The sequence below is a fragment of the Nitriliruptor alkaliphilus DSM 45188 genome (assembly GCF_000969705.1).
GTDB lineage: Bacteria > Actinomycetota > Nitriliruptoria > Nitriliruptorales > Nitriliruptoraceae > Nitriliruptor > Nitriliruptor alkaliphilus.
In genome coordinates this window covers 5,085,038-5,102,803 of record NZ_KQ033901.1, presented here as the reverse complement: position 1 = coordinate 5,102,803, position 17,766 = coordinate 5,085,038, and the positions used below count along the sequence as shown (strand labels likewise).

General features: G+C 69.8%; 17 protein-coding genes. 1 reads left to right on the top strand and 16 read right to left on the bottom strand.

Features of this window, described 5'->3' with window-relative positions; translation table 11 throughout:
- Positions 1 to 20: 20 nt before the first annotated feature.
- The 16 genes from NITAL_RS23750 to NITAL_RS23680 form a co-directional block, all read right to left on the bottom strand.
- Positions 21 to 881, bottom strand: coding sequence for an alpha/beta fold hydrolase (locus NITAL_RS23750; protein ID WP_052670035.1), 861 nt, complete (start codon positions 879 to 881; stop codon positions 21 to 23).
- 31 nt (positions 882 to 912) lie between these two features.
- Positions 913 to 1,863, bottom strand: a complete 951-nt coding sequence (locus NITAL_RS23745) for a DODA-type extradiol aromatic ring-opening family dioxygenase (RefSeq protein WP_052668746.1) — start codon at positions 1,861 to 1,863, stop codon at positions 913 to 915.
- Positions 1,860 to 2,741: an alpha/beta fold hydrolase gene (locus tag NITAL_RS23740; protein WP_052668745.1), complete on the bottom strand. Its 882-nt coding sequence runs from the start codon at positions 2,739 to 2,741 to the stop codon at positions 1,860 to 1,862. Before NITAL_RS23740 ends, NITAL_RS23745 begins: the two co-directional genes overlap by 4 nt.
- A complete protein-coding gene (locus NITAL_RS23735; RefSeq protein WP_052668744.1) occupies positions 2,738 to 4,081 on the bottom strand; it encodes an aromatic ring-hydroxylating dioxygenase subunit alpha in 1,344 nt (447 codons plus the stop codon). The genes NITAL_RS23740 and NITAL_RS23735 overlap by 4 nt, the downstream gene beginning before the upstream one ends.
- A 43-nt stretch (positions 4,082 to 4,124) precedes the next feature.
- Positions 4,125 to 5,150 (bottom strand): 4-hydroxy-2-oxovalerate aldolase, encoded by a 1,026-nt coding sequence (dmpG, locus tag NITAL_RS23730; RefSeq protein ID WP_083441953.1) that lies wholly within the window; start codon positions 5,148 to 5,150, stop codon positions 4,125 to 4,127.
- The gene (locus NITAL_RS23725) at positions 5,147 to 6,028 is read right to left on the bottom strand and encodes an acetaldehyde dehydrogenase (acetylating) (RefSeq protein ID WP_052670032.1); all 882 of its coding nucleotides are present in this window, start codon (positions 6,026 to 6,028) and stop codon (positions 5,147 to 5,149) included. Before NITAL_RS23725 ends, dmpG begins: the two co-directional genes overlap by 4 nt.
- A 96-nt stretch (positions 6,029 to 6,124) precedes the next feature.
- On the bottom strand, positions 6,125 to 6,268 hold the full coding sequence (locus tag NITAL_RS28710) for a hypothetical protein (protein ID WP_157042056.1): 144 nt from the start codon (positions 6,266 to 6,268) through the stop codon (positions 6,125 to 6,127).
- Positions 6,265 to 7,644 carry a GH1 family beta-glucosidase gene (locus tag NITAL_RS23720; RefSeq protein WP_052668743.1) on the bottom strand — a complete coding sequence of 460 codons (1,380 nt, stop codon included), beginning with the start codon at positions 7,642 to 7,644 and terminating at the stop codon, positions 6,265 to 6,267. Before NITAL_RS23720 ends, NITAL_RS28710 begins: the two co-directional genes overlap by 4 nt.
- 22 nt (positions 7,645 to 7,666) lie before the next feature.
- Positions 7,667 to 8,734: a LacI family DNA-binding transcriptional regulator gene (locus NITAL_RS23715; protein ID WP_083441952.1), complete on the bottom strand. Its 1,068-nt coding sequence runs from the start codon at positions 8,732 to 8,734 to the stop codon at positions 7,667 to 7,669.
- Positions 8,731 to 9,642, bottom strand: a complete 912-nt coding sequence (locus NITAL_RS23710) for a carbohydrate ABC transporter permease (protein ID WP_083441951.1) — start codon at positions 9,640 to 9,642, stop codon at positions 8,731 to 8,733. The genes NITAL_RS23715 and NITAL_RS23710 overlap by 4 nt, the downstream gene beginning before the upstream one ends.
- Positions 9,639 to 10,646, bottom strand: a complete 1,008-nt coding sequence (locus tag NITAL_RS23705) for a carbohydrate ABC transporter permease (protein WP_211262645.1) — start codon at positions 10,644 to 10,646, stop codon at positions 9,639 to 9,641. The genes NITAL_RS23710 and NITAL_RS23705 overlap by 4 nt, the downstream gene beginning before the upstream one ends.
- Positions 10,647 to 10,653: 7 nt before the next feature.
- Entirely contained in the window at positions 10,654 to 11,940 is a 1,287-nt protein-coding gene (locus tag NITAL_RS23700) for an ABC transporter substrate-binding protein (protein ID WP_052668741.1), read from the bottom strand.
- A 203-nt stretch (positions 11,941 to 12,143) separates the two neighbouring features.
- Entirely contained in the window at positions 12,144 to 13,277 is a 1,134-nt protein-coding gene (locus NITAL_RS23695; RefSeq protein WP_052668740.1) for a glycerate kinase, read from the bottom strand.
- Positions 13,274 to 14,176 carry a sugar phosphate isomerase/epimerase family protein gene (locus NITAL_RS23690; protein WP_052668739.1) on the bottom strand — a complete coding sequence of 301 codons (903 nt, stop codon included), beginning with the start codon at positions 14,174 to 14,176 and terminating at the stop codon, positions 13,274 to 13,276. The genes NITAL_RS23695 and NITAL_RS23690 overlap by 4 nt, the downstream gene beginning before the upstream one ends.
- The gene (locus NITAL_RS23685; RefSeq protein WP_083441948.1) at positions 14,173 to 15,336 is read right to left on the bottom strand and encodes a dihydrodipicolinate synthase family protein; all 1,164 of its coding nucleotides are present in this window, start codon (positions 15,334 to 15,336) and stop codon (positions 14,173 to 14,175) included. The genes NITAL_RS23690 and NITAL_RS23685 overlap by 4 nt, the downstream gene beginning before the upstream one ends.
- Positions 15,333 to 16,484 carry a Gfo/Idh/MocA family protein gene (locus tag NITAL_RS23680; protein WP_052668738.1) on the bottom strand — a complete coding sequence of 384 codons (1,152 nt, stop codon included), beginning with the start codon at positions 16,482 to 16,484 and terminating at the stop codon, positions 15,333 to 15,335. The genes NITAL_RS23685 and NITAL_RS23680 overlap by 4 nt, the downstream gene beginning before the upstream one ends.
- A gap of 206 nt (positions 16,485 to 16,690) precedes the next feature.
- On the opposite strand from NITAL_RS23680, the gene NITAL_RS23675 reads away from it, so the two are divergent.
- Positions 16,691 to 17,737 (top strand): substrate-binding domain-containing protein, encoded by a 1,047-nt coding sequence (locus tag NITAL_RS23675; protein WP_052668737.1) that lies wholly within the window; start codon positions 16,691 to 16,693, stop codon positions 17,735 to 17,737.
- The last annotated feature ends 29 nt before the right edge of the window (positions 17,738 to 17,766 follow it).

Below are 17,766 nucleotides of genomic sequence, written 5' to 3'. Positions count from 1 at the left end.
AGGCCCGGGCGCCGAGACGATCAGTGCGACGACGCCTTCGCCAGGAACTCGAACGCGATCGGGTGGTACTCGTCGGCCTTCTCGTGCTGTGGCCAGTGACCGCAGTCGTCGAACAGGACCAGCTCCGAACCCGGGATGGCCTCGTGCATCTTCTGCGCCTCGGGGATCTCGCCGAACGGGTTGTCGCGGCCCCAGATCACGAGGACCGGCATCGTCAGCTTGGCCATCCGCTCCTCGGTCAACAGGTTGCGCTGGCGCCGCTCCATCTCCTGCAGGCCGAGCAGGTTGTCCAGGTGCTCCTGGAACCGGGGCTGGTGGTAGATCCGGTAGCGGACGTCGACGAGTTCGTCGGTCACATCCGCCTCCGGGTCGGCCATCAGCAGGTGGAGGCGCTGCTCGGTCAACGCCCGGTCATCGCTCAGCACCGCCTCGCGGGTGGAGTTCTTGATGCGCGCCATGACCGCGGGCACGGCCTTGGTGCCACCCGACGCGACGAGCTGGATGGAGCGGACGCGCTCGGGGTGGTCGGAGCCGACGTAGGCCGCGATCCACCCGCCGAGCGACTCCCCGACGATGTGGACGCGGTCGATCCCCTGCGCGTCGAGGTAGTCGAGGACGTGCTGCGCGTAGCGGGGCAGCTCGTAGGGTTCGTCGACCGGGTCGGTGTACCCGTGACCGAGCGCGTCGATCGCGTGGCAGCGGTAGCCGGCGTCGACGTACGCGCCGATGTTGCGACTGAAGGCCTCGAGGTGCCCCGAGGTGCCGTGGAGGAAGATCACGTCCTCCCCTTCGCCGGCCGTCAGCGCCCGCGTACGGACACCGCCGGCGTCGACGTACTCGATGCAGAACGGGTGGGGGGTCAGGTCGAGCCAGATGCTCACGTGGGGCTCCTCGTCGGTGGCTGGTTTCGGGTCAGGCAGCAGGGGCAGGGGCACGGGGCTCGTCGATGACGGCGACCCCCATCCCGGTCAACCACTCGCGCATGGGGCTGTAGGCCAGGGCACGGCCGGGTGCGTGCCCACACGCGGCGGCGACCAGGAGCCACGAGCGCAGCTCCTGCCCTCCGTTGCCGGCGATCTCGGCCAGGTCGTCCTGGTGGGCGAGGAGCTCGCGCATACGCCCCTGCTCGACCCAGGACAGGAGCTCGTGGTCGAAGTCCTCGTTCAGCCGCGCCTCGGCGTTGACGATGATCTGGCGGCGGCGGACGTCGTAGTCGGACCAGTTCTCACGGCCGTCGAGGAACGCCTCCACCATGAAGGCGTCGTCGTCCGACCTCGGGGCGCGCCAGTCCGGCCACGGCAGCGCGTGCGACAGACCACCGGAAGCCACGACGACGACGCGGCGGTCTCCCGGCAGGGCCGCCACCGCCTCGGCCACGGTCCGACCGAGCGTCTCGCACCGTTCCAGTCGCGGGAGCGGCGGGGCGAACATGTTGACGATCAGCGGCAGCACCGGGGCATCGGTGCCGGGCAACAGGTACTGCACCGCGTGGCTGATGCCGTGATCGACCTGCATCCTGCCGGAGAAGGCGATGTCGAAGTTCGCGTCGACCAGGTGCTGGGCGATCGCCTGCGCTGCCCCGGGGTCGGTCGGCAAGGGCCCCTTCGGCGTCCCGGACTCCCCGGCGGCGACGACCTCCCCGACCCCGAGCGTGAAGGCGGGCATCAGGTCGAGCCACAGCCCACGGAAGTGGTTCGAACCGACGATGATCACGAGGTCCGGCGCCGCGGCCTCGACCGCCTCGCGGGCAGCGCCGAGCGCGTCGCGGTAGCGCGTCGCGCCCTCCTGGTCGCTGGTGGTGTCCCAGTGGGTGTTCATCAACGTCGAGTGCGAGGCTGCGACGCCGAGGACGATCTGGCTCATGAGTCGGTCTCCCGGTCCTGGACCCGCAACCAGGCGTCGACCACGCCGTGGTAGGCCGCCGGTCGCTCCTCCTGGAGGTGGTGGGACACCCGGTCCATCACGAAGAGCTGCCCGTGGGGCACCATCCGCGCCAGCATCAGCGGGTAGTCCGGCGTGAGGAACGCGTCGTACATGCCCCAGGCGAAGAGCGTGGGCGCGGCGATGGCCCGCAGCGAGTCCTCGAGGTCCTCCCAATCACCGCGGAGCTCGTCGGAGTGGCCGGCGAGCTCGACCTCGCCCGGCTGCAGGCTCTGCTCGTAGCGTCGATCGATGGTCGACTCGGGGATGAGGTTCGGGTCGTACCACTCGAGCGACGCGATCAGGTGACGCATCTTCTCGCGGGTGGGGCCCTCGCCGCCGTAGTACGCATCGCGCGCGTTGCGGCCACGCCGCGCGCCCTCGGGCAACGGCGCGAGCGGACCGTAGAAGACCGGCATGGAACCGGTCACCACGAGCGCCCGCAGACGATCCGGGAACAGCGCCGCGAACCGCACCGCGATGGTCCCGCCCCAGGAGTTGCACACCACATCGACCGGCCCGTCGAGGCCGAGTTCGTCGAGCAGGTCGCGCAGCGACGTCGCCAGGAACGTCCACCGTGGCCCGCTGATCGGCTGCTTGTCGGATGCTCCGTACTGGAGCAGGTCGACGAACACGCAGCGGCGATCCGCCGAGAACATCGGCGCGACGGGACCGAAGTCGGTCCACGCCGAGCAGCCCGGACCACCGCCGTGCAGGAACACGGTCGGCGGGCCCTCGTCGCCCAGCTCGATCACGTGGTAGGTGCGGTCGTCGACCGCGACATCGCGCCCCGCCGGCTGCGGTCCGGCTTCGCGGGTCACGGGCCACCCGCCGCGTCGCCGCCCTGCGGTGAGCGGCGTTCGGGGGGCACGTCGGCGTCCGTGGCGTAGGGGTTCCCGGTCGCTTCGGCCGGGGTCGGGGTCCGGCGGCGTGCCCGCTGGGTCGCCCTGTCCTTGGCGATGATCGCCTCCCGTTCCACCTCGGGCCAGAACGGGTTCGGCTCGCTGGCGAGGCGGCGCCAGGCGGTCAACGACAGGTCGGGGCGGTAGAGCCGTTCGGGCGGGGCATCGGTCTGCTCGACCATCCACGCATCCTGGCCCGAGAAGTCGCCGTGGAACAGCCAGCGGATGCCACCGAGGTAGCGCGCCTTGTACGACAGCGACTTCGCGCCCCGCTCGAAGTTCACCATCACGCCGACGTAGAGGTGCTCGTCCTCGTCGATGGGCACGTAGAACTCGTAGTGGATGAAGTGCGGGTAGGCGACGCGCAACACGCCCGGCTGCGAGACGGAGACGAAGCCGGGGAAGTCCTGCGCCGCGATGTGCTCGTTCGGCTCCTGCCCCGCGCCGGTGTTGCCGAGCGTGAAGGACTCGCCCTCCGGTGGGTTCAGCTTCCACCAGCGCTTGTTGGTCCAGCGACCGACACCCGGGAACTCCGCCTCCCAGTGGACCTCGTCCTGCACCCGGAAGATCCAGCGCGCGCGTCGCTCGATGTGGGTGACGTTCCAGGTCGGCATGGTCTTGAACAGGCGCCACAGCGAGGTGCGGTGCAGGTACTTGGCGTGGCCCTCGTCGAAGCCGTTCTCGCAGGCCAGCCGCCAGTTGCCGGACCGCCGATCGATGCGGCCGCCGACGCTGAACGGCACGCCCTGGGTGAGCTCCTCGGGCAGCTGTTCGTCGATCGGGTGGGGCTCGCGGTCACCGACGTAGATCCAGACGAGCCCGAGGCGTTCCTCGACCGGGTAGGTGGCGACGGCGACCTTGCCGCAGATCGGCGAATCCGGCCCGTCGGTGATCACCGCGTTCAGGACCCCGTCTTCGAGCCCGAAGGTCCACCCGTGGTAGGCGCACGAGACCGTGCCGGGGAACTGCACGTCCCCCTCGGACAGCTTCACACCCCGGTGCGGGCAGCGATCGTGCAGCGCGTGGGCCGTGCCGTCCTCGTCGCGCACCACCATGATGTTCTCGCCGAGCAGGCGCACGGCCTTCGGAACGTCGGTGAGGGTGTTGGCCCAGCAGACCGGGTACCAGTAGTCCCTCAGGCCACGGGCGGCGCCGTCGTAGACGGGCCACGACGACCAGTCGAGGCGCCCCTTCTGCGTGGCGGCGACGAGCTCAGCGCTGCTGGCTCGCGAGGTAGGGACCGACTCGGTGGTGCTCACGGGTGCCTCCTGGAACGGCGGGACAGGCGGTGGAGCGGCGGGCTCAGTTGGCCGACGGAGAGGGACCCGACGCCGCCAGATCGAGGGCAACGTCGACGATGAGGTCCTCCTGACCACCGACGAGCCCGCGTTCCCCGATCTTCACCAGCAGCTCGCGGACATCGACGCCCTGGGCCTGCGACACCCGTTCCGCGTGGCGCAGGAAGCTGGAGTAGACGCCGGCGTAACCCAGGGTCAGCGTCTCGCGGTCGACCCGGACGGGGCGGTCCTGCATCGGCCGGACGATGTCATCGGCGGCGTCCATGAGCGCGAACAGGTCGCAGCCGTGCTCCCACCCGTAGAGGTCGGCCACGGCGACGAAGGCCTCGATGGGTGTGTTCCCCGCACCGGCACCCATGCCAGCCAGCGACGCATCGACCCTGGTGACACCGTGCTCGACGGCGACGACCGCGTTCGCCACGCCGAGGGCGAGGTTGTGATGGGCGTGGATCCCGAGCCCCACGTCGTCGGGGAGCGCCTCGCGGAAGGCGACCACCCGCTGGCGGACCCCCTCCATCGTCAGGCGGCCCCCGGAGTCGGTCACGTAGACGCAGTTCGCCCCGGCGTCGGCCATGATCCTCGCCTGCTCGGCGAGGACGTCCGGCGACGCCATGTGGGCCATCATCAGGAACCCCGCGACGTCCATGCCGAGTTCGCGGGCCAGACCGATGTGCTGGGGCGCGATGTCCGCCTCGGTGCAGTGGGTGGCGACACGGACCGACCGGACGCCGAGGTCGTGGGCGGCACGGAGATCGTCGAGGGTGCCGATGCCGGGGAGCAGCAGCGTGGTCAGCTTCGCCCGCCGGCAGACCTCGGCGGCGGCACGGATCCACTCGCCGTCCTCGTGGGCGCCGACGCCGTAGGTCAGCGAGGACCCGGCCAGGCCATCACCGTGAGCCACCTCGATCGCGTCGACACCGGCCGCATCGAGGACACGTGCGATCGTGCGCACGTCCCCAACGGAGTACCCGTGCCGGATGGCGTGCATCCCGTCGCGAAGGGTGACGTCCTGGACGTAGAGCCTGGTCACGATGCACCACCGGTGACGTTGCTCAGCCGCTCCCCCGTGGACAGCGCCGCCGCGGTCATGATGTCGAGGTTCCCGGCCCAAGCCGGCAGGTAGTCCGCCGCGCCCTCCACCTCGAGGAGCACCGACACCTGCTGCGCAACCGCATCCGGATCCACACCCTCGGGCACCCGCTGCCTCGCCGCGTCGAACGGTTCGACGAGCACCCGATGCCTGAGCCGGTACCCGGGCACGTACTTCTGCACCGCGGCCACCATGTCCTCGATCGAGGCGACGATGTCGCCGGGATCGGCGGGCCCGGTGAGGCAGAGCACCGTGTCACGCATCACCAACGGCGGCTCGGCCGGGTTGAGGACGATGATCGCCTTCCCCCGGGTCGCGCCGCCGACGGCCTCGATGCCACGGGCGGTGGTCTCGGTGAACTCGTCGATGTTGGCGCGCGTCCCCGGCCCCGCGGAGCGCGACGAGATCGACGCGACGATCTCGGCGTAGGGCAGCGCCGCGACCTTCGAGACCGCCGCGATGATCGGGATCGTGGCCTGCCCGCCGCACGTGACCATGTTCACGTCGCGAGCGTCGGCGTGCTCGCCGCCGTTGACCACCGGGACGACGTACGGGCCGATCGCCGCGGGCGTCAGGTCGACCAACTGCGCCGGGTGATCGGCCAGGAGTTCGGCGTTGGCGACGTGCGCCGTGGCGGAGGTCGCGTCGAAGACGACCCGGACGTCGCCCGCCCCCGGCATCGCCAGCAGACCCTCCACGCCATGGTGCGTGGTCGCCACGCCGTGGCGTCGCGCCCGCGCGAGGCCATCGGAGTCCGGATCGATGCCGACCAGTGCGGCGACCTCGAGCGGTCCGTCCGAGCGCAGGATCTTGACCATCAGATCGGTACCGATGTTGCCGGAGCCGATGATCGCCACGGGTACACCCACGAGAGCCTCCTCGGCGGCCCGTCCCCCGCGTCCGCGGGTGCCGTCTCACCGTGCGGCGACCTTGCCGAGCCGCCTCGTCGCGGGCAACGGCGACGGTTCGCTGAGCGGAACGCGGCCGTGCTCGCCCACGATCAGGCCGAGCGAGTCGGCCACACGCCAGAGCGCGTCGGACTCGAGCCCATGCCTCACACCGGCAGGGCGGCGTCCGCGAGGGCCCGACCGTTCGTCGCGATGACGTGCCGGTACCAGCCGTAGCTGGCCTTCGGGGTCCGGTCCTGGTTGTCGGGATCGACGCGCACGAGACCGAAGCGCTTCGCGTACCCGGAAGCCCACTCGAAGTTGTCGATGAGCGACCAGACCATGTACCCACGCACGTCGACGCCCTCAGCGATGGCCTGCTGCACGACGCAGAGGTGGTCGCGTAGGTAGCTGATGCGACGGTGGTCGTGGACGTGACCGTCGGCAGCGATCTGGTCGTCGAAGGCCGCACCGTTCTCGGTGATGACGACGGGGAGCTCGTACTCGTCGCGCAGTGTCCGCAGGACGTCGAGCAGCGGTCGAGCGTCGATCGCCCAGTTGCTGGCCGTGTACTGGTAGCCATCCGGTGCGAGCTGGTCGATGCCGAGACCGCTCGGGACGAACGGACCACCGGAGCCCGGATCGCCGGCAGCGGCGTGGATCGGGCCGTAGTAGTTGAGCCCGAAGAAGTCGATGGGGCAGGTGAGGTCCTCGACGTCACCCGGTTCGAGGAAGGACGCCCCACCTCGCTGGTGGTGCCAATCGAGGAGCGGCGCCGGGTACCGGCCGTGGACGAGCGGGTCCAGGCCGATGCGGTTGTAGGCGGCATCGAGCAGCTCGGCGGCGTGCAGGTCAGCGTCGGATCGTGAAGCGGGGGTGACCGGCCAGTACGAGGCCACGATGCCGTAGGCGTTCTCGGGACGGCGCCGACGCATCTCACGGACCGCGCGTCCGTGAGCGAGCAGCTGGTGGTGCACCGCGGGCAGGACCCGGCTCGGGTCACCCAGCCCAGGCGGGAAGCTGGTGGAGCCGTAGCCGCTCCAGGTCGTCACCGGCACCTCGTTGAGCGTCATCCAGTGGCGGACACGGTCCCCGAAGGCATCGTGGACGGCGACGGCGAACGCCACGAAGCGGTCCACGGTCTCGCGCTCGAGCCAGCCGCCGTCACGCTCGAGCGCCTGCGGGAGCTCCATGTGGTTGATGGTCACCAGCGGGACGATCGAACGCTCCAGCAGCCCGTCGATCAGCCGGTCGTAGAACCCGATACCGGAGGGGTTGACGACGCCGTCACCCTGCGGGTGGATGCGGGTCCAGGACAGCGAGAAGCGGTACGCGCGGAGCCCGAGGCCCGCCATGAGCTCGAGATCCTCGTCGACGCGGTGGTAGTGGTCCGCGGCGGTGTCCGCGGTCTCCCCCGCGTGGATCCGGCCCGGCTGTGCCGCGAAGACGTCCCAGTTGGACGGTCCGCGTCCGTCGATCGTCGTCGCGCCCTCCACCTGGTAGGCCGAGGTGGCGGCGCCCCACAGGAAGTCCTCGGGGAAGGCCATCGGTGGTCCCCTCCGAACCGGGTCAGCCACGGTTCGCCGCCGGCCCGGTCGACGCACGGACGATCAGCTCCACCGGCAGCTCGTGACGACGGGGATCGCCCAGCCCGTCCTTGGCACTCCCGATGAGCAGCCGCACGGCGAGTTCGCCCATCTCTGCGATCGGCTGCCGGATGGTCGTCAGCGGCGGGTCGACGAGCCGAGCCGCACGCTCGTCGTCGAACCCCACGACCGAGATGTCGTCAGGCACCCGCATCCCCGCCGCGCGCAGGGTCATGAGCGCACCCGCCGCGAGGTAGTCCACCAAGCAGAACAACGCATCGAAGTGCATGCCCTGATCGAGCAGCGCCCGGACAGCCGAGGAGGCCGAAGCGGGATCCTCGTACCGCTCGTCCGACGCGATGATCAGCGCAGGGTCGACCGCCACGCCGTACTCCCGCAACGCTCGCCGGTACCCGGCGAGGCGGTCCTCCACGTACAGACCCCCTGCGGCGGGCGCGATCGCCGCGATGCGCCGGTGACCGAGTTCGAGCAGGTGGCGCGCCGCCAGGTAGCCGCCCTCCTCGTTGTGGGCACAGACCGTCGTCACCCAGTCGTACGACAACTCGTCCTCGATCAGGACGATCGGCAGGTCGAGGCCGGAGAGGTGCGCGCGGTACGGCTCGATCGAGCCGGGCGTGACGAGCAGGACGCCGTCCGCGCGCAGCTCCTTCACGCTCTCGAGCAGCTCGGTCAGCGGTTCCGAGGACTCGAGGGGGTAGGCGAAGACGTGGTAGCCGAGCTCACGTGCCGCCGCAGCCGCTGCCCGCAGCCCGGTGTCCCACCACCCGAACGACCTGCCGGGCAGCGTGGCCACCAGCGTCCGCGACCGTCCCGTCCGCAGGGCACGCGCTGCAGAGTTCGGCCGGAAGCCCAGCTCTTCTGCGACCGCCCGGACGTGTTCGGCGGTGGCCCGCCTGACATCGGGGTGGACGGGCTCCGACAGGGCGCGCGACGCCGTGGCGTTGCTCACGCCTGCAGCTCGGGCGACATCGGACAGCGTGACCGTCCTCGTCGGACCCGCCCCCGCCGCTGCTGGTGTAGCTCGACTCATCCCTTCACAGCCCCTTCCATGAGTCCTGCCACCATCTGGCGTGACAGCAGGACGAAGACCACGATAAGCGGCAGCACGCTCAGGAGCGTGCCCGTCATGACCATGGCGTAGTCGACGTAGTAGGTGTCGTTCAACGTCCGCAGGGCGATCTGGATCGTGTGCTTGGACTCGTCCTGCAGGACGATCAGCGGCCACAGGAAGTCGTTCCAGGCGAACAGGAACGTGTAGAGGGCGAGCACGGCGGCGCCCGGTCGTACCGAGGGAACGACGACGTTCCGGAACAGCCCGAAGGTGGAGCACCCGTCGATGCGGCCGGCCTCGAGCAGCTCATCGTGCACGGAGGTGGCGACGACCTGGCGCATCCAGAAGACCCCGAACCCGGTCACCAGCCCCGGCACGATCACCGCGCGCAGGGAGCTGACCCACCCGAACCGGGACATGAGGATGTAGAGGGGGATCAGGCCGAGCTGCTGGAGCGGAACCATCATGGTCGCGATGACGAAAGCCATCAGCGCGGACCGTCCACGGAACTGGATCTTCGCGAACGCGAACCCGGCCAGCGTGGCGAACACCACCGTCGACACGGTCGTCGTGGCCGCGATCACGAAGGAGTTCAGGAGCGCACCCCCGAACGGCACACGGGCGACGGCGTTCGTGGCGTTCTCGAGGAGGTTCGGTCCCGGAATCAGCCGGGGTGGGATCTGGCTGATCACCTCGTTGGTGTTCGAGGCGACCACGATCATCCAGTAGAAGGGGAACACCGAGACGACGACGGCACCGATGAGGACGGCGTAGTGCCAGTGCCGACCGATGCGACGGAACCGACGAGGGCGTGGCGACGCCGTCCGTCGACCGGACGGCTGGCGCGCCGGGGCTGCGGATCCTGGACGTGTGTCCGTGGCCGTCACGGTCGCACCTCCCGTGCGATCTCTGGGTCGGGCGACCTCCGGCTCCGGCGGCCGTTCGGCTCCCGATCGTCCAGGTAGTTGCGGAGCGCGAAGAGCCCGAACACCACGAGCGAGCACAGCGCGGTGAGCATGACCAGCGTCCAGGCGATCGCCGAGGCGTACCCGAAGCGGAACTGCCGGAACGCCTGGTTGTAGAGGTACAGGAGGATCGTGAGGTACTGGTTGTCGGCGCCCCCTGTGGTTCCGGAACCTGCACCGAACAGGAGCGGTTGGGCGAACAGCTGCAGGTTCCCGATGACGGAGACCACCGTCACGAAGAGCAGGGCGGGTCGCACCTGTGGAACGGTGATCCGCCAGAAGCGCTGGACCCGACCCGCCCCGTCGACCATCGCGGCTTCGTACAGGTCCTTCGGGATGCCCTGCATCGCCGCCAGGAAGATGATCGCGTTGTAACCCGTCCACTGCCAGTTGACCATCGAAGCGATCGCCACGTGCGAGGCGAAGCGGGACGAGTACCAGTCCACGCCGCCGAAACCGACCGTCTCGAGGAGCATGTTCACGAGTCCGAAGTGACGCCCGAAGAGCGACTGGAAGACGATCGCGATCGCCACGACGGAGGTGATGTTGGGCACCAGCAGGGAACTACGGAAGAGGTGAGGGGCACGGAGGAACCGGTCGCTCAGCAGCTCAGCGACGATGAGTCCGACGACCATCTGGGGGAGGGTGGACAGCAGCAGGATGGAGAAGGTGTTCTGGACAGCCCGCCAGAACCTCGGGTCCTCGGCCAACCGCAGGTAGTTGGCCAAACCGACGAACTCACGGCCCCCGAAGACGTGCCAATCGTGCAGCGAGACCCAGAGCGTGTAGCCGATCGTGAACACGCCGAACACCAGGAAGATCACCAGGAAGGGCGCGACGTAGAGGTACGGGGCGACCCGTTCCTCTCGCCGCCACCATGCGGCACGGAGGCGCTGCTGGGAGCCGTGGTCCACCAGGCTGGTCACGACGCGCTCAGAACTGGGTTTCGCGGAGGATGTTGGCGATCGTCGACTCCCACGCCTCGTCCGAGGTCTCACGACCCGACGCGACGCGCCCGAGACCAGCCTCGAACTCCGAGTTGATCAGCTGGAAGTGAGGCCCGATGTTCTGCGCCTCGACCACGAGGGCGTTCGCGGCGAAGATGCGCCCGACCGGAGCCCCGTTGAAGAACTCGCTCTCGAGATCCTGGACGGCGTCCTCGTCGTAAAGTTCAGGGGTCGACGGGAAGTTCCCGACGTCCTCGAACACCGCCAACTGCTGGGCAGGTGCGGTCAACCACTCGATCAGGCGGTACGCCTCCTCGTGGTTCTTCGACTGTGCCGGCACCACCAGGTGCGAACCACCCCAGTTGCCGCCCCCCTCCGGCAGCGCTGCGATGTCCCAGTTCCCTGCCGTGTCCGGTGCCTGCTCCTGGACCAAGCCCATCATCCAGGCAGGGCACGTCAGGACGGCGTACGCACCGTCGTTCATGCCGATGTTCCAGTCGGAGCTCCAGATCTCGATGTTGGCATCGATCCCCGCATCGATCGCCGCCGTCACCGTGTCCCAGGCCTTGCGCACCTGTGAACTCTCCTCGAAGATCGGCTGCCCGTCGGCGTCGTAGTAGTTGTCCGCGGACTGGTGCACGACCGCCCGGTAGAGCGTCTGGTTCGCGCTGTCGACGAAGGGACGTCCGGTCGCCTCGGTGTACTGCTGGCCGACATCGATGAAGCTCCCCCAGGAGTCGGCCCAGAGCGCCGAGACCTCATCCCGATCCGTCGGCAGTCCTGCATCCCCGAACAGGTCGACGCGGTAGCACATGCCCATCCCCCCGACGTCCGTCGGGAGCCCGATCGTGACCTCGCCGTCGAGCGTCGAGCCCTGCTGCCAGCGCCAGTCCAGGTACAGATCACGCACGTCATCGGCCCCGTGATCGCGCACGTTCACGAAGGCCCCGGGGTTCTGCAGGAAGCTCCCGATCACCGAGACGTCGAGCACCGCGATGTCCGGCCCGCCCGAGCCGGCGGCCAAGGAGGCGGCGACCCGGTCGTGGTGCTCGTCGTAGTCGGCGAACTGCTCCCGGATGCTGACGTGCGGGTTGTCCGCGATGTAGTCGTCGTAGAGGTCCTCGAAGCCCAGTCCCGGGTACAGCCACAGGACGAGTTCGACCTCCTCGGGCTCGCCTGTCGCCGACGCCGGATCGTTCGACCCGCCCCCGCCCCCGCACGCCGCGAGGGCGAGGACGAGGACCAGCAGACTCATGAGGACCTTGGACTTCATGCTCCACCTCCCAGTTGGAACCGATCGGACCCGGCTGGAACCGATTCCGGAAACCTTTCCAGAAGCGAACGACCCCTCGCCGGTCCGTCAAGGGGCGCCACCGCGTTCCGTTGCCGATGCGGCCAGGCCGCCCCCGCTGGCTGCCCCACCGCCCACGGCCGGCCCGACGCCCGCCAGGTCGGAAACGACCCCCCGGGGCGAGGTCACCGCCGACGTGCCCCCGGCGAGACGACCCCGAGATGCGAGGCGAGTGCGCGTCCGGCTTCGACGATCCACGCCTCGGCGCCGGTGGTGGCAGCGACCTCGGTCCCAGCCAGGCCGATCAGCTCCACGTGATCGCTGACCCGGCCGGGCACCACCCCATCGATCCGGCCGGCGACCAGGGCGACCTCGACGTGTGCCGGTACCCGATCGAGGAGGGATCCGACCACCTTGCCGGTGGTCGAGGTCACGTCGAAGGCCCCCTCGCCGGTGACCACCACATCCGCACCGGCGAGCATGGCGTCGAGGCCGACGAGGTCGGCCACGGTGCTGGCGCCGGGGAGCAGCTCCCCCGACCAGAGCGCGGCCAGTCCGAAGCCGGTACCGCCGCCGGCGCCGGCACCAGGCAGCTGCGCCACCTCCTTGCTCCGTGGCGAGGAGACGCTCGCCACGTCGAGCAGCCGACCGAGGCCGGCCTCCAGAACGGCGATCTGCTGGGCCTCGGCACCCTTCTGCGGTCCGAACACGGCGGCGGAACCACCGTCGCCGAGGAGGGGTGCGCGGACGTCGCTGAGGAGCTGAACCCCACCAACCGGCGGGGGACGCAGATCGCTCAGATCGAGCTCGGACAGACCGCGCAACGCCGCGCCCCCCAACGACAACGGGGCGCCGTCAGCATCCAGGAACCGGGCACCGAGAGCCGCCAGCGCGCCGCAGCCACCGTCGGTCGACGCCGACCCTCCGAGGCCGACGAGCAGCCGCGTGGCACCGTGGTCGAGTGCCTCCCCGAGCAACTGGCCGAGGCCGAAGGTGTGCGATCCGAGCGGGTCGAGGCGGTCGAGCAGCGGCAGGCCACAGGCGGCCGCCAGATCGATGACCGCCGTGCCATCGGGGAGCTCAGCCCAGAGCGCGAGGTGGGGCCGGCCGACCGGGTCGACCACCTCGGCGTGGTGGTAGCGGGCGCCCGGTAGCACCACGCCGAGGACCTCCGCGGTGCCCTCACCGCCGTCCGCCAACGGCGCCTCGATCACCTCGTCGTGGGGCCGGACCTCCCGCCAACCGGCGCCGAGCGCCGCAGCAACGCGAGGCGCCGACGCGCTCCCCTTGAACGCGTCCGGTGCCAGCACGACCTTCACGACGGCGCATCCGGGAGCACGTGGCTGACGTAGCGACGGGCGACCGTCGCGACCACGTCGTCCGGGTCGGCTGCCCACACCTCGGCGTTGAAGATCTCGACCTCGATGTCACCGGTGTAGCCCGCGTCGTGCACGGCCCGCCAGAACGATCGGAAGTCGATGTGCCCGTCACCCATCATGCCGCGGGCGAGGAGGACGTCGTCGGCTGGCAGCGGCGTGATCCAGTCGCACACCTGGTAGCTGCTGATGCGACCCGCCGCCCGCGCGATCTGGGTCCAGATCTCCGGGTCCCACCACAGGTGGAAGGTGTCGATGACGACCCCGACCTGCTCGGGTGGGTGGTCCTCGGCGAGGTCGAGCGCCTGCGCGAGGGTGGACAGCACGGCTCGGTCCGCGGCGTACATCGGATGGAGCGGCTCGAGCGCCAGCTGAACACCACGTTCCCCCGCGTAGGGGGCCAGCTCGGCGATGGCCTCCGCGACACGGTTCCTGGCGCCGATGAGGTCGCGTGAGCCGTCGGGCAACCCCCCGACGACCAGGACCAGGCACGGGGCACCCAACGTGGCGGCCTCATCGATCGCCCGGCGGTTGTCGTCGAGCGCGGCGGTTCGTTCCGCGCCGGCGGGTGCGGTCAGGAAGCCGCCGCGGCAGAGCGACGACACACGCAGCCCGGCGTCGGCGACCATGCGTGCCGATGCGTCCAGACCTGTTCGGGCGACGGCCTCGCGCCACAGGCCGATGGCGGGCAGACCCGCACGTACGCAACCGTCCACCGCCTCACGCACGGTCCAGCGGTCGGTGGTCTTCTGGTTCAGGCTCAGACGACCGAGGCGTGGATCACCGGCCCGCGGCGTCGCGTGCTCCGCAGGCCGCCCGGAGGGCACGTCCACGACAGTCACGGCGTCACGCCAGCGACCTCGAGGAAGCTCGTCATGCGGTGAGCTGCCAGCGACGGGTCGGGGAGGAGGCCGGCGGCGTCGGCCAGCCGGAAGGTGGTGACCAGGTCCGGGACGCTCCGTCCCGCCTGCTGCCCCGCCACCATCGTGAACCCGTCCTGGTGTCCCGACAACCAGGCGAGGAACGCGATGCCGGTCTTGTAGTGGAACGTCGGGACGGCGAAGACGTGCCGAGCCAGCGGCACCGTCCGAGAGAAGACCTCCTCGTAGACCTCGAGGTCGCCGCGATCCAACGCGGCCAGCGCGGTGGCGGCCGCCGGCGCGATCGCCGCGAAGATGCCGAGCAGCGCGTCGGAGTGGCCGGTGTCGTCGCCCCGGATCAGTTCCGGGTAGTTGAAGTCGTCGCCGGTGTAGCACCGGACCGTGTCCGGCAGCCGGCGCCGCAGCGCGATCTCATGATCGGCGTCGAGCAGCGACACCTTCACCCCGTCGATGCGCGCGGCGTGGTCGGCACACAGGGCGACGAAGCTGTCGGTGGCCTCCTCCAGGTCGCCCGATCCCCAGTACCCGGCCAACGCCGGATCGAACATGGGGCCGAGCCAGTGCAGGACCACCGGGGTCGACGACACCTCCAGGATCCGACCGTAGATGCGGTGGTAGTCGTCAGGACCCCCGGCCGCAGCGGCCAGCTGCCGGCTGGCCATGAGGATCGGACGTGCACCACTGTCCTCGACGACCTCCAACTGCGTGAGGTAGCCGGTGGTGATCGTGTCGAGGTCGCGTTCGCCGGCCTCGAGGTGATCGGTGCCGGCGCCGGCGGCGATCTGCCCGCCGACCGCGTGGGCCTCGGCGGCTGAGCGGCGGATGAGCTGCTGTGTTGCCTGCCAGTCGAGGCCCATACCGCGTTGCGCGGTGTCCATGGCCTCGGCGACACCGAACCCGTGGTTCCACAGGTGGTGGCGGAACCGCAGCGTGGCATCCCAGTCCACCGCGGCCGGCGCCCCGGGCGCGTTGTGGCCGAGCGGTTCGGCGACCACGTGGGCGGCGGCGTAGGCGATCCGCGAGGTGAAGCGAGCCCCTGCGGCACCGAGGTACCGCGGCTCGGCCATCGTGTGGTCGACCGAGCGGCCGTCGACGCCGGGCAGGCGCACCGAGACCGTCACGGCGCGATCCGGTCCAGCTCGATGCGTCGGCCCTCCCTCGACGAGGTCAGGCCAGCCTCGGCGAGCTGGTTGCCGCGGGCACCCGACCAGAAGTCGTACGGGTGCGGTGCGTCCTCGACGACGTGGCGGACGAACTGCTCCCACTGCATCTTGAAGCCGTTGTCGAACGTGTCGTTGTCCGGGACCTCGAGCCACTGGTCGCGGAAGCGCTCGTTGGTCGGCAGGTCGGGGTTCCACACCGGCTTCGGGGTGTTGGCCCGTGACTGGACCTTGCAACCGAACAGCCCGGCGACCGCCGACCCTTCCGTCCCATCGACCTGGAACTCGACCAGCTCGTCGCGGTTGAGTCGGGTGCTCCACGAAGAGTTGATCTGTGCCACCACACCGCCCTCGAGCTCGAAGATGCCGTAGGCGCTGTCGTCAGCGGTCGCGTCGTAGCGGTGGCCGTCCTCGTCCCACCGCTCCCCGATGTGGGTCACGGCCTTGGCGGTCACCGCCTCCACGCGGCCGAAGAGCTGCTCGAGCACGTAGTTCCAGTGGCAGAACATGTCGATGGTGATGCCCCCACCCTCCTCGGAACGGTAGTTCCAGCTGGGTCGCTGGGCGGTCTGCCAATCGCCCTCGAACACCCAGTACCCGAACTCGCCACGCACCGACAGGATGCGACCGAAGAAGCCGCCCTCGATCAAGCGAGCCAGCTTGATGAGCCCGGGGAGGTAGAGCTTGTCGTGGACGACGCCGTGCTTGATGCCAGCCGCGTCGGCACGTCGAGCCAGATCGATCGCGCCTTCCAACGACTCAGCCACCGGCTTCTCGGTGTAGATGTGCTTGCCGGCATCGATGGCGGCGACCAGCGACTTCTCACGTACCTGGGTCAGCTGCGCGTCGAAGTAGATCGAGATCCCGTCGTCGCGCAACACCTCGTCGAGGTCGGTGGTGTGACGAGCGACGCCGTGGCGACGCGCGATCTCCTCGAGCTTGCCGGCGTTGCGCCCGACCAGCACGGGCTCCAACTGGACGCGGCTGCCGTCCGCCAGGGTGACGCCGCCTTGCTCGCGGATGGCGAGGATGGAACGCAGCAGGTGCTGGCGGTACCCCATCCTGCCGGTCACGCCGTTCATCGCGACGCCGAGGGTCTGCGTGGTCATCGTGCGGTGCCCTTCTGCTGGGTGATCCGTCAGCGCCCGAACCTGTGACGGTCATCACAGCCTCACGGTCGAACTCACGGTCGAACTCACGGATGGAAAGCCTTTTCCCAAACGTAGACGTCGGGAGCCCCAGCGTCAAAAGATCCCAGCAGCAGGCTACGCTCGTCGAGCTGGGCGAACCCGGCGCCGAACGGGAGGTAGACCGCGTGGAACCGAGTAAGCGGCCTCCTGTGACCCTCGAAGACGTTGCTCGCGAGGCCGGGGTTTCCCTGGCAACCGCTTCCCGAGCGATCAACGGCTCAGCCCGGAAGGTCGGGGACGAACTGCGAGCGAAGGTGCTCGCGGTCGCCGCCCGCATGGACTACGAGCCGAACGCCACGGCGCAGGCGATGGCACGCGGGCAGGCCGACCTGATCGGTCTCCTGGTCCACGACATCGGCGACCCCTACTTCTCGGCCATCGCGACAGGAGTCATCGATGCGGCCGACCGCCACGACCTGCTCGTGACGCTCGCCAGCACCCAGCGCTCCGCCGACCGGGAGATCGCCCACCTCGTCGCGTTCCGTCGACAGCGGGCACGCGGGATCATCCTGACCGGGAGCCGCTTCGAGGACCGAGGGGCGACCGCACGGTTGGAGGTCGAGATCCGCAAGTTCCAGGCGATGGGTGGCCGGGTCGCCGTCGTCAGCCAGCGACTCCTCGACGCGGACACCGTGCTCATCGACAACGAGGCCGGTGCCCGATCCCTCGCGAACCAGCTCGTGGGCTTGGGCTACCGCACCTTCACGATCCTGTCCGGCGCGGCGAACCTGCTGACGTCGAACGAGCGAGTTCGTGGGTTCAAGGAGGGGCTCCTCGCTGCCGGTGTTCACGAGGACATCACGGTGATCGAGTCGGACTTCACGCGCGATGGCGGCTACGACTCGATGATCTCCTGCCTCGAGCGAGAGCCGGCTCCCCAGCACTGTGTGTTCGCGGTGAACGACGTGATGGCCGTGGGGGCCATGGCAGCCGTGCGTGATCGCGACCTGCGCGTGGGTGCAGACGTCGCCGTGGCGGGGTTCGACGACATCACGACCCTGCGCGACGTGACTCCCCCGCTGACGACCGTCCGCCTCCCACTCGCCGACATCGGTGAGTACGCGCTGGGCATGCTCTTCGACGCTGACCGCACCGACCCGCTGATCCACCACGTCCAGGGCGAGGTCATCCTGCGGGCCAGCACACCACCGGTGGAACCCCGCGGCACGTAGGCCGTGCACCGATCGTCCGGTGCACGGCG

Coding starts and splice junctions, on each gene's coding strand:
- NITAL_RS23745 (WP_052668746.1), bottom strand. CDS start 1,863: ATGAGCCAGATCGTCCTCGGCGTCGCAGCCTCGCACTCGACGTTGATG.
- NITAL_RS23725 (WP_052670032.1), bottom strand. CDS start 6,028: ATGGTCAAGATCCTGCGCTCGGACGGACCGCTCGAGGTCGCCGCACTG.
- NITAL_RS23720 (WP_052668743.1), bottom strand. CDS start 7,644: ATGGCCTTCCCCGAGGACTTCCTGTGGGGCGCCGCCACCTCGGCCTAC.
- NITAL_RS23715 (WP_083441952.1), bottom strand. CDS start 8,734: ATGAGTCGAGCTACACCAGCAGCGGCGGGGGCGGGTCCGACGAGGACG.
- NITAL_RS23700 (WP_052668741.1), bottom strand. CDS start 11,940: ATGAAGTCCAAGGTCCTCATGAGTCTGCTGGTCCTCGTCCTCGCCCTC.
- NITAL_RS23680 (WP_052668738.1), bottom strand. CDS start 16,484: ATGACCACGCAGACCCTCGGCGTCGCGATGAACGGCGTGACCGGCAGG.